Source organism: Burkholderia sp. BKH01, assembly GCF_025685725.1.
Classification (GTDB): domain Bacteria; phylum Pseudomonadota; class Gammaproteobacteria; order Burkholderiales; family Burkholderiaceae; genus Burkholderia; species Burkholderia pyrrocinia_C.
This window is the reverse complement of record NZ_JAOTQT010000040.1, coordinates 1-14069: the sequence shown is the minus strand read 5'-3', so window position 1 is coordinate 14069 and position 14069 is coordinate 1. Positions and strand designations below refer to the sequence as shown.

Here is a 14069-nt window from a genome sequence, read left to right as displayed (position 1 = left end):
AATCCTGCGGCGGCCCGGCGTTTTCTCGCGGACGGCGCGGCCGTTCGCGTTTCCCTGGAGAGCAATCCATGCAGTTCGACCTGACCGACGACCAGCGCGCGATCGAAAGCGCGATCGAAAAAATCTGCGCGCGCTTCGGCGACGACTACTGGCTCGAACGCGATCGCGCGGGCGGGTTTCCGGCCGATTTCCACGCGGCGCTCGCCGAGGCCGGCTGGCTCGGCATCGCGATGGACCCGGCCCACGGCGGCGCCGGGCTCGGGATGACCGAGGCCGCGCTGATGATGCGCACGATCAGCGCGTCGGGCGCCGGCCTGTCCGGTGCGTCGGCCGTCCACATGAACATCTTCGGGCTGAACCCGGTGCAGGTGTTCGGCAACGACGCGCAGAAGGCGCGCTTCCTGCCGCCGCTGATCGCCGGGCGCGACAAGGCGTGCTTCGCGGTGACGGAACCCGACGCGGGCCTCGACACCACGCACCTGACTACGCAGGCGCGCCGCGACGGCGATCACTACGTGCTGAGCGGGCGCAAGATCTGGATCTCGACCGCGCAGGTCGCGAACAAGATGCTGATCATCGCGCGCACGACGCCGCTCGACCAGGTCGCGAAGCCGACCGACGGGCTGAGCCTGTTCTATACCGATCTCGACCGCTCGCGCGTCGAGGTGCGCGAGATCGAGAAGATGGGCCGCAAGGCCGTCGATTCGAACATGCTGTTCATCGACAACCTGCGCGTGTCGCGCGACGACCTGATCGGCAACGAAGGCGACGGTTTCCGCTATCTGCTGCACGGGCTGAATCCCGAACGGATCCTGATCGCCGCGGAGGCGATCGGGCTCGGGCAGGCCGCGCTGCGCCGCGCGACGCAGTATGCGTGCGAGCGCGTCGTGTTCGGCCGGCCGATCGGGCAGAACCAGTCGATCCAGCATCCGCTCGCGCTGGCGTGGATGCAGCTCGAGGCCGCGTGGCTGATGGTGATGAAGGCCGCGACGCGCTACGACGCGGGGCAGTCGTGCGGCGCGGAGGCGAACGCGGCGAAATACCTCGGCGCGGAAGCCGCGTTCCAGGCCTGCCAGACGGCGATCGCGACGCACGGCGGGATGGGGTACGCGAAGGAATACCATGTCGAGCGCTACCTGCGCGAGTGTATGATTCCGAGGCTCGCGCCCGTGAGTCCGCAACTGATCCTGTGCTACATCGCGGAGAAGGTGCTCGGGCTGCCGAAGTCTTACTGACGCGCGGCGGCCCGCCCGGCGCGCGGTTTCCCGTTCCGAATCAAGCGCTCGTCATGGACGTCAAACTCGTTGCCCGCACGCTCGACCTGTTCGAGCTGTTCGCCGCCGAACGGCGGCCGCTGCCGCTGACCGAACTCGCGCGCCTGCTCAATGTGCCGGCGTCGAGCTGCCTCGCGATGGCGCGCACGCTCGTGAGCCGCGGCTACCTGTACGAAGTGCGCAAGCGCGGCGGCTACTACCCGACGCGGCGCCTGCAGACGATCGCCGCCGCGATCGACGCGACCGATCCCGTCGTCGACATCGTGCATCCGCATCTCGTCGCGCTGCGCGACGCGAGCCGCGAGACCGCCGTGCTCGGCAAGATCCAGGGCCTGTCGGTCACGTACCTCGACGTCGTCGAATCGGAGCAGGCGATCCGTTATACGCGCCAGCCGGGCGAGCTGCGCCCGCTGCACGCGAACTCGATCGGCAAGGCGATCTTCGCGGAACTCGCCGGCGATGCGCAGCAGGCGCTCGGCGCGCAGTTGCCGTTCGAGCGCTTCACCGACGCGACGGTGGCGGACCTGTCGGCGCTCGTCGCGCAAACCGCGCGGTTTCGCGAACTCGGCTGGGCCGAGAACTTCGGCGAAAGCGCGCCCGAGCTGTCGGCGATCGCGGTCGCGCTGACGCTGGACGGCGACTGGTACGGGCTGTCGGTCGTCGGGCCGACCGAGCGGATCCGCCAGCATCGCGACACGCATGCGGCGCTGCTCGTCGACGCGAAGGCGCGGCTGCTGGCCGAAAACGCGCGCGGGTAGGGTAGCGGCACGCGAGGGCCAGTAGCGGGCCGGCGTCTGGACTACACCGCAAAAGTCGGGCACCGATCCAGGCTTTGCGGTGTTTTTCATGCACCGCCTGGATTTCTTGGACAGTGCCGAGTGTTAGTGCTCGGCCTTTCACGAGCCTTCGGCCGTAGGCCGAAGGCGAAGCATGACGAGCCGTTCCGGCATTCGATCCTGCCGCGCCGGAAACGGCTCGCCGCGCATCATGCGCCGGCGCGTTGCGCCATCATGACTTCACCCACACGCCGCCGGCACTCGGGTTGTCGCCCTGGGTCCACCATTTCGCGCAGTACTTCGCGCCCTGGTACATCACGCACGTGCCGCCCTGGTAGGCGGTTGTGGCCGACCATACCGGCGAGCCCCCGCCGACCGGCTTCCACACCGCCGCCTGGCCGGGCACGTCGCCCTGCGTCCACCATTGCGCCTGATACGTGGTGCCCTGGTAGGTGACCGTCGCGCCGGCCGTATAGACCTGGCCGGCCGCCCAGGGCGCGCCCGGCTGAGGCGTGCCGCCGCCCGAGCCGCCGCCGTAGTTCGGGTCCTGCGTGACGCCCGTGCCCCACTTGCCGTCGAGTGCCTTGAAGATTGCCGCGAATGCGTACGGCTGTTGCGCGACGCCCGAGCAGGTCGGCGACGCATACGCGCCGTTGTTCGGGCACGGCTGGTCGCGGCCAACCGACCAGTTGCCGAAGAACCCGTAGCCGTTGTTGACCGCCGCGTTCAGCACGCTTTGCGCGTTCGCGAGCGTGAAGGTCTCGCCCTGTACGTCGTTCACGCCGATCATCGGCGTGACACCCACCATCTGCCACAGTTGCGCACCGGTCTTCGGCTGGCCGGCGGACTTGAACGCAGTGTCGAGCTGCGAATACAGCGCCTGCGCGGCGCTGATCGCGGCCGCGCCCATGTCGATGTTCGCGGGGCCGTAGTCCATCGTCATCAGGTTCACCGCGTCGAACGTCGACTTGTTCGCGATCGCCGCGTTGACGACGTTCACGCCGTCCTGCGTGAGCCCGGTCGGCATCGTCGGCAGCGTCAGCGTGACGTGCAGCGGCTTGCCCTTCGCCGCATAGTCGGCTTGCAGTTGCGCAACGGCCTGGAAGTTGCGCGCGACCGCGGCCGTGTCCTGCTGCGATGCGCCTTCGATGTCGAAGTCGACATGCGTGAGGCCATACGTGTCGATCACCGTCTGGTAGGCGGTCTTCAGCGCGGGGACCGTCGAGCAGGCCTGCATCAGCGGCGTGCCGTTCGCGCCACCGAACGACACGGCGACTTCGCCGCCTTTCGCGCGGTAGCTCGCGATCGACGTCGACAGCGCGGTGAGCAGGCCGCCGCTCGCGCCGTTGCCGATCGGCTGCACGCCGCCCCACGACGGCGCGCAGCCGCTGCCCGCGACCACGAACGCGAGCGTGAACTGCTGGATGCCTTGCCGGACGCCGATCTGGTCGACGAGCGGCGTCGGATAGAGCGTCACGTCGACAAACGGCGCGTAGACGCCGGCGCCCTGGGACACGCTCGCGGCGGCGAGCAGACAGCCCGCGGCAAGCGCACGCGGAATGAAACGCTGCAACACGTTGTTGTTCATTCTGTTCTCCAAGTGGAAGAGGGATACGCTGGCCCGCGTATCGCCGCCGGACGGACGACCGGGCATGCCCGGCCGGCGGCGTGCCCATCTTGGAGGATTCGCGCCGAATAGTGAATCGTCAGGAGTTCTTTTTGTTATTTGATTTCCGATACGTAACGATCTTGCCGATTCGACACCGTTCTGCAATGCATCGCGCGGACGATTTTCCCGATCGATCGTGGCAATCGCATAAAGCCCGATGCGCGTCGCTTACATCGCTCACGTAGCGTTACGCCGTTACAGGCTGCGCCGGCGAGCGGGCCAGCGCGACGAAGCGTTCGACGCATGCCGACCCACACGACTCGCTCCACGACACGATCTGCTCGACCGAACGCGCACCGGCGTGCGGTACATGGACGACGCCGGGGCGCTGCAGCGTCGCGGTGAAACCCGGCACGATCGCGATGCCGCGTTCTGCGGCGACCAGCGACACGAGCGTCGTGATCCGCGGTGCGAATCCGGCTTGCGCGCATCGGTCGTCCAGCGCTGCGGTCAGTGCCGAACCGTAACCGGGCGGAAAGGTCACGAAGGTTTCGTCCGCGAGTTCCGCCACATCGACGCCCGCACGGCCCGCGAACGGATTGCCGTCCGGCGCCGGGCATGCCGGCGCGCGCGGCGCGAGGTTCACGCGCTGGCTGACCGCATTCAGCGATACCAGCGCGGCGTATAGACCCACTCGCGTCCGCCGTCGATCGCGAAACGCCGTGTGGTCGACGAGCCGACGATCACCATCGTGCGCATGTCGACCTGGTCGCTGCGCAGCGCGCCGAGCGTCGTCGTCGCGAGCGTCGCGCCCGGCCGGCCGATGTCGCGCCCGAGCACGACCACCGTATCGGCCGCGCGATGCGCGCGCACGACATCGAGCGCACGGTCGAGCTGCCACGGCCGCGCACGCGAAATCGGGTTGTAGAACGCCATCACGAGATCGGCTTGCGCCGCATGCCGCAGGCGCGTCTCGATCACGTCCCACGGCTTCAGGTTGTCCGACAGCGAGATCGCGCAGAAGTCATGGCCGAGCGGCGCGCCGGCCTGTGCGGCGGTCGCGAGCGACGCCGATATGCCGGGTTCCACGCGCAGGTCGACCGTGGCCCATTGCGGGTCGCGAGATTCGTCGAGCGCTTCGAGCACGGCCGCGGCCATCGCGAACACGCCGGGGTCGCCCGACGACACGACCGCGACGCGCCGGCCTTCGGCCGCGAGTTCGAAGGCGTGGCGCGCGCGCTGCATTTCCTCGCGATTGTCGGTGCCGTGCACGCGCTGGTCCGCGCGGAACGGGCCGGCCATGTTCACGTAGGTCGTGTAGCCGAGGATGTCGGTCGCTTGCGCGAGCGCGGCGCGCGCGGCCGGCGTGAGCCACGCGGCGCCGCCCGGGCCGAGGCCGAGCACCGTCAGGCGGCCGCGCGCACGGCCGAGCGTGGCGGGATCGACCGGATGCGACGCGACCGCGCACGCGAGGCCGTTCGACGCTGCGCGCAGCGTATGCGCGACACGCAATGCGCGGCCGAGCAGCGTGGCCGCGTCGGTTTGCGCTTCGCTGTCGACATCGACGAAGCGCAGCGGTACGCCGAGCGTTTGCGCTGCTTCCTCCAGTGCGGCGTCGCCGATCTCCGACGCCGGCGCGACGATGGCCGCGAGCGCCAATCGCGCGAGGCCTTGTGCGTCGAGCGCGGCTTCGATGCGCGCGGCGAGCGCTTCATCCGCGTGCATGGCTTGCGCATCGATGCCGATCACCACGCTGCGCGGATGGATCACGAGTTCGTGTTGCGTGCCGCGCCATGCATCGGGCGTCACGCGGATCGCATGCGCGGCCGCGTCGTCGCGCGGCAGCGCGACATCGTCGAGCCACGGCGCCGCGCCGTCGATGCGCGTCGACGCGCCCGCGAGCAGGTCGGACACGAAACGCTTGCCCTGCGCGACATCGGCGAGCGCATAACCTTCGGGCGGATTGAGCACGCATGCGCCGAAGCGCAGCTCGCCGCTCGTCGTGATCGACGGCGCGACGCCGAGCCATTCGGCCAGTTCGCGCGCGATCACGTTGACGCCCGTCAGCCCGCCGAGCAGCGGCACGACGGCCGAGCCGTCCTCCGCGACCGCGAGCACCGGCGGCTCGATGCCCTTGTCGGCCAGCGCGGGCGCGAGGCAGCGAATCACGATGCCGGCTGAGCACAGCGCGACGATCGGCAGGCCGCGCGCATAGAGTTCGCGCAGGTGTGCGCCGAGTTCGTCGAACGGCTCGTCGGCATCGACGCGCGCCGCGAGCCCGTGTACGCGGGCGTCCGGGTAGCGCGCCTGGATGCGCCGCGCGGTGTCGAGCGCGCCGGTGCCGAGAATCACGATCGCGGGCGGAGTCGTCATCCTTGCCATTTTTCCCCCGGCACGACGAGCAGCGAGAAATACGGCGACGCCATCGGGTCGACTTCGTCGAGCGGCACGATGCGCTGGCTCGCCATCGTCGCGCGTTCGACATACAGCGCGCGCTTCGCGAGCCCCAGTTCGTCGAGCACACGCCGCACCTTGTCGAAATTGCGGCCGAGCTTCATCACGACGGCCGCGTCGGCCTGCGCGAGCCGCGCGCGCAGCTCGTGTTCGGGCAGCACGCCCGACAGCACCGACAGGCTCTGGTTGCGATAGACGAGCGGCTGGCCGAGCACGGCCGTGCCGCCGAGCATCGCGCACACGCCCGGGATGACCTCGGTGTCGTAGCGCGGCGCGAGGCGGTCGTGCAGGTACATGTACGAGCCGTAGAAGAACGGATCGCCTTCGCAGATCACCGCAACGTCGCGGCCCGCGTCGAGGTGCGCCGCGACGATTTCGGCGGCCGTATCGTAGAAGTCGGCGATCACCGTCTCGTAGCAGAGCGGCGGCGGCAGCGCTTCGGTCGTCACCGGATAGACGAGCGGCAGCTGCGTCTGCGTGTCGAGCAGGTGCGCTTCGACGATGCCGTACGCATTGCCTTTCTTGCCCTTCGCGACGAAATACGCGACCACGGGCGCCGCCTGCAGCACGCGCAGCGCCTTGATCGTCATCAGTTCGGGGTCGCCGGGGCCGACACCGACCCCGAACAGGCGTCCGCGCGCGGTCGTCATTCGACCTCCGTCGCGAGCGCGTTGACCGCGGCGGCCGCCATCGCGCTGCCGCCGCGCCGGCCGAGCAGCGCGACGTACGGCACGCCGCGGCTGTCGGCGTCGAGCATCGCCTTCGATTCGGCCGCGCCGATGAAACCGACCGGGAACCCGAGGATCAGCGCGGGGCGCGGCGCGCCGGCGTCGATCATGTCGAGCAGGTGGAACAGCGCGGTCGGTGCGTTGCCGATCACGACGACGCTGCCCGCCAGATGCGGGCGCCACAGTTCGAGCGCCGCGGCCGAGCGCGTGTTGCCCAGGTGCCGCGCGAGGTCGGGCACCTCCGGCTCGCCGAGCGTGCAGATCACGGGGTTGCCGGCCGGCAGCCGCGCGCGCGTGATGCCTTCGGCGACCATCTTCGCGTCGCACAGGATCGGCGCGCCGGCCGCGAGCGCCGTGCGGCCCGCGGTGCCGGCGCCGGCCGAGAAGCGCAGGTCGTAGACGACGTCGACCATCCCGCACGCGTGGATCACGCGCACCGCGAGTTTCTCGAGATCGTGCGGAACCTGCGACAGGTCGGCCTCGGCGCGGATCGTCGCGAACGACTGGCGGTAGATTTCCTGTCCGTCGCGAATGTAGTCAAGCATCGGTGGTGGTGTCCTGGCTATGCCGTGCGCCCGTCAGTCGGGCCGCGGCCTGGTCAATCGTCAGATGGCGCGCGAGCGGGGCGCCGAGGCCCGTGGCGGCGTCGCGCCGGTAAAGGTCGTAGTGCGCGGGCGCGACCGCGACCAGCGTGTGCGCAGCGGGATGCGGCAGCGCGCAGTGGCGCTCGCAGCCGGTCAGGTGCACGTCGACCGGATGGCCGATGCGTGCGGCGAGCGCGAGCGCGTCGCGTTTCGTGTCGGCGTGCGCTTTCGCGCAGCCCGCGTTGCCGGTGCACGCGACGAGCGTCGCGAGCGGGTCGGACGATGCGCAGACGAGGCCGAGCGCCGCGAGCGCATCGAGCGTGGCCGGTGCGCGTGCGTGCGACACGCCGTGGATGAACACGCCTTGCCACGGCGTCATCGACAGCGTGCCGTCGCCGTCCGCTTCGGCCAGTGCGGCGAGCCGTTCCAGCTGCGTCGCGTCGAGCCGCCCGAGCACGAATTGCGCGCCGACGCTGCAGCGCGCCGCGTCAAGCGACGGACGCGCGCCGAAACGCAGTGCGGAATCGGAACGCATGCGCCGCCAGCCGGCGAGCGCGGGATCGGCCGCGAGCGGGAAGGGCAGGTAGTGCCGCGCGCGTTCGAGCAACGCGCGTTCGCCGCACGTCGCGAGCAGCGCACGCATCCGCGTGACGTGGGCTGGCGCGAGATCGAGGAACGCGAGCAGCAGCGCGCGGACGAGCGCGACGCTCTGGTCGGGCGACACATCGACCGAAGCAGGCGCGTCATCGAATGCGACCGGCGGGCAGCCGGCCAGCCCGGCTGCGATGCGCACCGCGCCGTCGCCGCGACGCCATGCGGCGAGCCAGATGTCGTGCGGATGATCGAGCGCCGCGACCGATTCGCCGCCGTCGAGCTGGATCGAGAATTTCGGCGACAGCTCGCCGCGGCGCGGTTCGCTCGCCAGCATGTCGAGCAGCGGAGCGACGAGCGCGCGGCTGTCGACGAGCGCGGCGGGGTCATGCCCGGCGAGCGGGCCGAGCATCACGTTGCGGACGTCGTCGCTCGCGGCGAGCGCGACCGCATCGGCGGTTGCGTCTGCGGTCGATTTTGCGGTGGCATCGGCGCGCGGGCCGAGCCCCGCGTCGAGCAATGCGCGCGTCAGCGCGTCGGCCGCGCCGTCGCGAATGCCGCGTAGCTGGAGATTCGCACGATTGGTCGCGTCGATCGCGCCGGAGCCGTATGCGCGCGCGGCGGCGGCGATCGCGCGCGCCTGGCGCGCATCGAGCCGGCCGCCCGGCAGCTTGATCCGGCACAGCCCGCCGTCGGCGGCCGCGACGACGCGCACGAGCCCCGGGCAGGCCGACGGGCGCACGACGGGCGACGCAGGAATCGAATCGGGGGCGGAACTCAATGGGGTATCGGGGCAGTGTCGCGCCGCGGGCCAACGCATCGGTACACCCCGCCCGACGCCGACTGGCACGCACGCACTTTCTGGCCGGCAGGTCTCCTGGCTGACAGGTCGGCGCCGGCTCCCGGCCTTCCCGGTCGAACCAGTGGCGTGAGGGGGGAGATCGGCTCGCTGTCTACAGTTGCGGGGGCAGCCACAGCGGCGCGCGGCGCGCCCTGTGTTCCCTCTTCGGCCCCGAGGGGCACCGGCGAACGAACGGCCGTAGGATACCTGATTTCGACCGCGATTCGCGACCGGAAAGCCGTTCTCGGCGGACGAAGCGGGGGACGGCCCGGCGCCGGCGGGCCGGCAGGTGAAACGCGGGATGGAACACGGTACCATGCCGTCTTTCGCAATGCGGACGGCTGCGCCGGCCCTTTTACGGCCGCGCGGCGACACGATGGAATCGAACGATGGGGAAGGGTGCATGACGGCGTGGCTGACGGTAGTGGGCATCGGCGACGACGGTTACGCGGGGCTCGGACGCAGCGCGCGGCGCGCGCTGCTCGACGCGACGCTCGTCGTCGGCGCGCAGCGGCATCTCGACATGCTGCCCGCACGGCTGCCGGCCGCGCGCGAAACGTGGCCGTCGCCGTTCGACGTCGCGGGCGTGCTCGCGCGCCGCCCGTCGCCCGTTTGCGTGCTCGCGAGCGGCGACCCGATGCTGTTCGGCGTTGGCGCCACGCTCGCGCGCCGGCTTTCCCCCGACGAATGGCGCGTGCTGCCCGCGCCGTCGTCGCTGTCGCTCGCGGCCGCGCGCCTCGGCTGGGCGCTGCAGGATATCGGCGCGGTATCGCTCGTCGGCCGTCCGCTCGCGACGCTCGCGCGCCACCTGCTGCCGGGCCGGCGCCTGTTCGTGCTGAGCGCCGACGGCCGCACGCCGGCCGCCGTCGCGGCCGAACTTACCGCGCGCGGCTTCGGGCCGACGCGCATCAGCGTGTTCGAACATCTGGGCGGCCCGCTCGAGCGGCGTGTCGACGGCCTCGCGCAGGACTGGAACGTCGACGAAACGGCCGCGCTCAATCTCGTCGCGCTCGACTGCCAGGCCGGCCCCGACGCGCCGCGCCGCGCGCTCACGCCCGGCCTGCCCGACGATGCATACCGCCACGACGGCCAGCTCACCAAGCGCGACCTGCGCGCGATGACGCTCGGGCGCCTCGCGCCCGCGCCCGGCGAGCTGCTGTGGGACGTCGGCGCCGGCAGCGGCTCGATCGGCATCGAATGGATGCGCGCGCATCCGTCATGCCAGGCGATCGCGATCGAAGCGCATGCGGAGCGGCAGCGCTTCATCGAACACAACCGCGACGCGCTCGGCGTGCCGGGCCTGCAGCTCGTGGCGGGGCGCGCGCCCGATGCGCTCGCCGGGCTCGCCGCGCCGGACGCGATCTTCATCGGCGGCGGTGCGACGGCGCCCGGCGTGCTCGACGCGTGCTGGTCGTCGCTGAAGCCCGGCGGCCGGCTGGTCGCGAACGCGGTCACGCTGCAAGGCGAGATGGCGCTCGCCGCATGGCGCGATGGGCACGGCGGCACGCTCACGCGCGTGTCGCTCGCGCACGCGGAGCCGCTCGGCCGCTTCGATACGTGGCGGCAGCCGTTGCCGGTCACGCTGTACGACGTGCGCAAGCCCGACGCGGCCACCACGGCCGGACCGTCGAACCCGACGAACCCGATGGACGCGTGATGCGCGACGAAACCCCCGAACAGCACGCTCCGCTGCGTTTCGGCTATACGACCGGCAGCTGCGCGACCGCGACGTCGCTCGCCGCCGCGCGCCTGCTGCTCGCGGGCCAGGCGGACGATGCGGTCGCGATCGTGCTGCCCAAGGGGCAGCGCGTGATGATGCGGCTCGAGTTCTGCCGGATCACGGCCGACGGCGCCGAAGCCGGCACGATCAAGGATGCCGGCGACGATCCGGATGTCACGCACGGCGCGCTGATCTTCGCGCGCGTCGCGCTCGCGGCGGCGCCCGGCGTGCGTTTCCACGCGGGGCCGGGCGTCGGCACGGTCACGCGTGCGGGGCTGACGCTGCCGGTCGGCGAACCGGCGATCAACCCGGTGCCGCGCCGGATGATGACGACGCACCTCGACGCGCTGGCAGCCGAGTATGGCTACGCGGGCGGCTTCGACGTGACGATCGGCGTCGAAGGCGGCGAGGCGCTCGCGCTGAAGACGATGAACCCGCGCCTCGGTATCGTCGGCGGGCTGTCGATCCTCGGCACGACCGGCATCGTGCGGCCGTTCTCGTGCTCGGCCTATATCGCGTCGATCCACCAGGGCATCGACGTCGCGCGCGCGAACGGCATCCAGCATATCGCCGCGTGCACGGGCAATACGAGCGAGGACGCGATGCGCGCGCACTACCACCTGCCCGACATGGCGCTGGTCGAGATGGGCGATTTCGCGGGCGCGGTGCTCAAGCATCTGCGGCGCGCACCGGTCGCGCGGCTGTCGATGTGCGGCGGCTTCGGCAAGCTCAGCAAGCTCGCGGCCGGCCACCTCGACCTGCATAGCCGCCATTCGAGCATCGACCTGCCGCTACTCGCGCAGTGGGCGGCCGAGGCCGGCGCGAGCGATGCGCTGCAGGCCGCGATGCGTGCCGCGAACACGAGCCAGGAAGCGCTGAAGCTCGCGCTGGCCGCCGGCGTGCCGCTCGGCGATCTCGTCTGCGCGCAGGCGCTGCGCGTCGCGCGCGACATCGTGCCGCCTTCGGTCGCCGTCGAGATGTTCGCGATCGACCGGCAGGGCCGCTTCGTCGGGCAGGCGCGATGAGCGCGCGCCTCCTGCTGCTCGGCGGCACCGGCGATGCGCTGAAAATCGCGCGCGCACTCGGCCCGCATCACGTGTATAGCCTGGCCGGCCTCGGCAAGGTGCCCGACGACCTGCGCTGCGACGTGCGCGTCGGCGGTTTCGGCGGCGCTGCCGGATTGGCCGCGTATCTGCGCAGCGCCGGCATCGGCCTCGTGATCGACGCGACACATCCGTATGCCGCACGAATCAGCGCGAATGCGGCCGCCGCGACGCGCGACGCGGGCGTGCCGCTGTGGGCGCTGCGCCGCGCGCCCTGGGCGCCGCGACCCGGCGACGACTGGCGGATGGTCGACGACTGGGCCGGCATCGAGGCCGCGCTCGCGCCGTTCAAGCGGCCGCTGTTCACGCTCGGCCGCGAGCCGCTCGCGCATCTCGACGCGATCCCGCCGCACCAGTTCTGGCTCGTGCGCTGCCTCGACGCGCATCCCGGCAACGCGCGCGCGCAGATCGTCGCCGCGCGCGGGCCGTTCACGCTCGACGGCGAGCGCGCGCTGTTCGCGCTGACGGGGATCGACGTCGTCGTCAGCAAGAACAGCGGCGGCGCGGCCACCGAGGCCAAGCTCGACGTCGCGCGCGAACGCCGGCTGCCGGTCGTGATGCTGCGCCGGCCGCCGCTGCCCGACGCAGACCGCACGTTCGACTCGGCCGCCGCGCTGCTCGACGCGCTCGATCCGGCCGCGCGCGCGTGACGCCGCGCGGCCGATCATCCAACGAATTGACGGAGATTTTTCGATGACGGTGTATTTCATCGGCGCGGGCCCCGGCGACCCGGAGCTGATCACGGTGAAGGGCCAGCGCCTCGTGCGCACCTGCCCGGTGATCCTGTATGCGGGCTCGCTGGTGCCGGCGGCTGTGCTCGAAGGCCATCGCGCGGAGCAGGTCGTCAATACGGCCGAACTCGACCTCGACGCGATCGTCGCGCTGCTCGCCGCCGCGCATGCGAAAGGGCAGGACGTCGCGCGCGTGCATTCGGGCGATCCGTCGCTGTACGGCGCGATCGGCGAGCAGATCCGCCGGCTGAAGACGCTCGGGATTCCGTATGAAATCGTGCCGGGCGTGACGGCCACGGCCGCGTGCGCGGCGACGCTCGGCGTCGAGCTGACGCTGCCCGGCGTCGCGCAGACGGTGATCCTCACGCGCTTCGCGGGCAAGACGGCGATGCCGGAAGGCGAGACGCTCGGCTCGCTCGCCGCGCACCGCGCGACGCTCGCGATCCATCTCGGCGTGCGCCATCTCGCGCGCATCGTCGACGAAGTGCTGCCGCATTACGGCGCCGATTGCCCGGTCGCGGTGATCTATCGCGCGAGCTGGCCCGACGAGGAACGCGTGACCGGCACGCTGGCCGACATCGTCGGCAAGGTGCAGGGCACGCAGATCGAGCGCACCGCGCTGATCCTGATCGGGCGCGTGCTCGACGCCGAAGGGTTCGCGGATTCGACGCTGTACGCGAGCGTGGGTTGATCACGCGCGTACCGGTCGGAATGCGGCGCGGTGCACGCGGATCGGCGATCGCGGACATCGCGCGCACGGTGACGGTCGAGCCGTGTTCGCAACCCAGGCCTCATGCCGATCTGCGAGCAACTGATCAGCGCACTGGCCGACGACGTGCGGCACGCGATCCGGGTGTGCCGGCCGCGCGACGAAGACGCGTGCGGCTTGCGGCGATGCGTGCCTATCGACGGTTGCCGTCGGAGCGGGAAGCGGGCAGCTGATGCGCGGCCCTCCGCGCTAGGCCCGCGCAACCTGCCGCGCGAGCCGCGGCGCAAAACCCGCCGCCAGCGCGAACAGTACGACGCACAGGCACGCCATCGCCACCCACGCAGGCGTCAGGTCCGCGAGATGCTGGCGCACGACGCCGGCCGCGAATGGGAACAACCCGGCGATCAGGTAGCCGACACCCTGCACGAACCCCGTCAGCGATGCGGCTTCCGCCGGCGTCGCCGCATGGTCGACCGTGACGATCAGCGACAGCGGAAACAGCGCGCCGATCCCCGCGCCGAGCAGCAGCGCGGCCGGCAAGGCGAGCGCTTCGGGCGCGGCCAGCATCGCCAGCAACCCGACGAACAGCGACGCGATCGCCGCATGCAGCGCGGGCCGGCGATCGGGCAGGCGGTCGATCGTCGCCGAGATCGTCAGCCCCGCGACGACTTCCGCGAGCGTCACGCCGCCGAGCAGGCTGCCGGCCGCCGTCGGCGACCAGCCGAGCCGCATGTAGTACGGCGGCAGCCACGCGAGCACCAGCGTGTACGCGCCCGTCGCGATCCCGAAGAACAGCGCGAGCCGCCATGCACGCGGCGAACGCGACGGCTGCGCGGTCGATGCCGCAGCCGGCCCGGCGGCGAGCGCATCGCCGCCGCGACCGGCCAGCGGCCACGCGAGCGCGGCCACCGCGGCCGGCAGCGCCCAGCCCGCGAGCGCGGCGAGCCAG

Annotated in this window: 13 protein-coding genes and 1 riboswitch; of the genes, 6 read left to right on the top strand and 7 right to left on the bottom strand. The window is 71.4% G+C overall.

Going from position 1 to position 14069, the window contains the following annotated elements; genetic code table 11:
* Positions 1-68 precede the first annotated feature (68 nt).
* Both OEJ37_RS33280 and OEJ37_RS33275 read left to right on the top strand, forming a co-directional pair.
* Positions 69-1235, top strand: a complete 1167-nt coding sequence (locus OEJ37_RS33280) for an acyl-CoA dehydrogenase family protein (protein WP_152864030.1) — start codon at positions 69-71, stop codon at positions 1233-1235.
* A gap of 53 nt (positions 1236-1288) precedes the next feature.
* A complete protein-coding gene (locus OEJ37_RS33275; RefSeq protein WP_175920466.1) occupies positions 1289-2032 on the top strand; it encodes an IclR family transcriptional regulator in 744 nt (247 codons plus the stop codon).
* Between the two features lie 250 nt (positions 2033-2282).
* Here the strand turns inward: OEJ37_RS33275 and OEJ37_RS33270 are convergent, their stop codons facing one another.
* The 6 genes from OEJ37_RS33270 to cobG all read right to left on the bottom strand — a co-directional run bounded on the left by OEJ37_RS33270 (position 2283) and on the right by cobG (position 8758).
* On the bottom strand, positions 2283-3638 hold the full coding sequence (locus tag OEJ37_RS33270) for a chitinase (protein WP_175920467.1): 1356 nt from the start codon (positions 3636-3638) through the stop codon (positions 2283-2285).
* Between the two features lie 268 nt (positions 3639-3906).
* Entirely contained in the window at positions 3907-4353 is a 447-nt protein-coding gene (locus OEJ37_RS33265; RefSeq protein WP_411859306.1) for a LysR family substrate-binding domain-containing protein, read from the bottom strand.
* Positions 4323-6032 (bottom strand): precorrin-3B C(17)-methyltransferase, encoded by a 1710-nt coding sequence (gene cobJ, locus OEJ37_RS33260; RefSeq protein WP_263349236.1) that lies wholly within the window; start codon positions 6030-6032, stop codon positions 4323-4325. The genes OEJ37_RS33265 and cobJ overlap by 31 nt, the downstream gene beginning before the upstream one ends.
* Entirely contained in the window at positions 6029-6763 is a 735-nt protein-coding gene (locus OEJ37_RS33255; RefSeq protein WP_034184173.1) for a precorrin-2 C(20)-methyltransferase, read from the bottom strand. The genes cobJ and OEJ37_RS33255 overlap by 4 nt, the downstream gene beginning before the upstream one ends.
* A complete protein-coding gene (locus OEJ37_RS33250; RefSeq protein ID WP_175920469.1) occupies positions 6760-7386 on the bottom strand; it encodes a precorrin-8X methylmutase in 627 nt (208 codons plus the stop codon). The genes OEJ37_RS33255 and OEJ37_RS33250 overlap by 4 nt, the downstream gene beginning before the upstream one ends.
* Complete coding sequence (cobG, locus tag OEJ37_RS33245) at positions 7379-8758, bottom strand: precorrin-3B synthase (RefSeq protein ID WP_263349270.1); 1380 nt, start codon at positions 8756-8758, stop codon at positions 7379-7381. The genes OEJ37_RS33250 and cobG overlap by 8 nt, the downstream gene beginning before the upstream one ends.
* A gap of 107 nt (positions 8759-8865) precedes the next feature.
* Positions 8866-9058, bottom strand: a riboswitch (cobalamin riboswitch).
* Positions 9059-9260: 202 nt separating this feature from the next.
* Between cobG and cbiE the strand changes: the two genes are divergently transcribed.
* The 4 genes from cbiE to cobM are packed head-to-tail and all read left to right on the top strand — an operon-like array spanning position 9261 to position 13102.
* Positions 9261-10514 carry a precorrin-6y C5,15-methyltransferase (decarboxylating) subunit CbiE gene (gene cbiE / locus OEJ37_RS33240; protein WP_174418787.1) on the top strand — a complete coding sequence of 418 codons (1254 nt, stop codon included), beginning with the start codon at positions 9261-9263 and terminating at the stop codon, positions 10512-10514.
* Complete coding sequence (locus OEJ37_RS33235; protein WP_175944497.1) at positions 10514-11602, top strand: cobalt-precorrin-5B (C(1))-methyltransferase; 1089 nt, start codon at positions 10514-10516, stop codon at positions 11600-11602. The genes cbiE and OEJ37_RS33235 overlap by 1 nt, the downstream gene beginning before the upstream one ends.
* A complete protein-coding gene (locus OEJ37_RS33230; protein ID WP_263349231.1) occupies positions 11599-12330 on the top strand; it encodes a cobalt-precorrin-6A reductase in 732 nt (243 codons plus the stop codon). Before OEJ37_RS33235 ends, OEJ37_RS33230 begins: the two co-directional genes overlap by 4 nt.
* A 43-nt stretch (positions 12331-12373) precedes the next feature.
* On the top strand, positions 12374-13102 hold the full coding sequence (cobM, locus tag OEJ37_RS33225; protein WP_263349229.1) for a precorrin-4 C(11)-methyltransferase: 729 nt from the start codon (positions 12374-12376) through the stop codon (positions 13100-13102).
* A gap of 267 nt (positions 13103-13369) precedes the next feature.
* On the opposite strand, the gene OEJ37_RS33220 is transcribed toward cobM, so the two are convergent.
* Positions 13370-14069 (bottom strand): MFS transporter (locus OEJ37_RS33220; RefSeq protein ID WP_263349227.1); only part of this gene is annotated, 700 nt, incomplete at its 5' end.

Coding starts and splice junctions, on each gene's coding strand:
- OEJ37_RS33235 (WP_175944497.1), top strand. CDS start 10,514: ATGCGCGACGAAACCCCCGAACAGCACGCTCCGCTGCGTTTCGGCTAT.
- OEJ37_RS33270 (WP_175920467.1), bottom strand. CDS start 3,638: ATGAACAACAACGTGTTGCAGCGTTTCATTCCGCGTGCGCTTGCCGCG.
- cbiE (WP_174418787.1), top strand. CDS start 9,261: ATGACGGCGTGGCTGACGGTAGTGGGCATCGGCGACGACGGTTACGCG.
- OEJ37_RS33280 (WP_152864030.1), top strand. CDS start 69: ATGCAGTTCGACCTGACCGACGACCAGCGCGCGATCGAAAGCGCGATC.
- OEJ37_RS33230 (WP_263349231.1), top strand. CDS start 11,599: ATGAGCGCGCGCCTCCTGCTGCTCGGCGGCACCGGCGATGCGCTGAAA.
- cobJ (WP_263349236.1), bottom strand. CDS start 6,032: ATGACGACTCCGCCCGCGATCGTGATTCTCGGCACCGGCGCGCTCGAC.
- cobM (WP_263349229.1), top strand. CDS start 12,374: ATGACGGTGTATTTCATCGGCGCGGGCCCCGGCGACCCGGAGCTGATC.
- OEJ37_RS33250 (WP_175920469.1), bottom strand. CDS start 7,386: ATGCTTGACTACATTCGCGACGGACAGGAAATCTACCGCCAGTCGTTC.
- OEJ37_RS33275 (WP_175920466.1), top strand. CDS start 1,289: ATGGACGTCAAACTCGTTGCCCGCACGCTCGACCTGTTCGAGCTGTTC.
- OEJ37_RS33255 (WP_034184173.1), bottom strand. CDS start 6,763: ATGACGACCGCGCGCGGACGCCTGTTCGGGGTCGGTGTCGGCCCCGGC.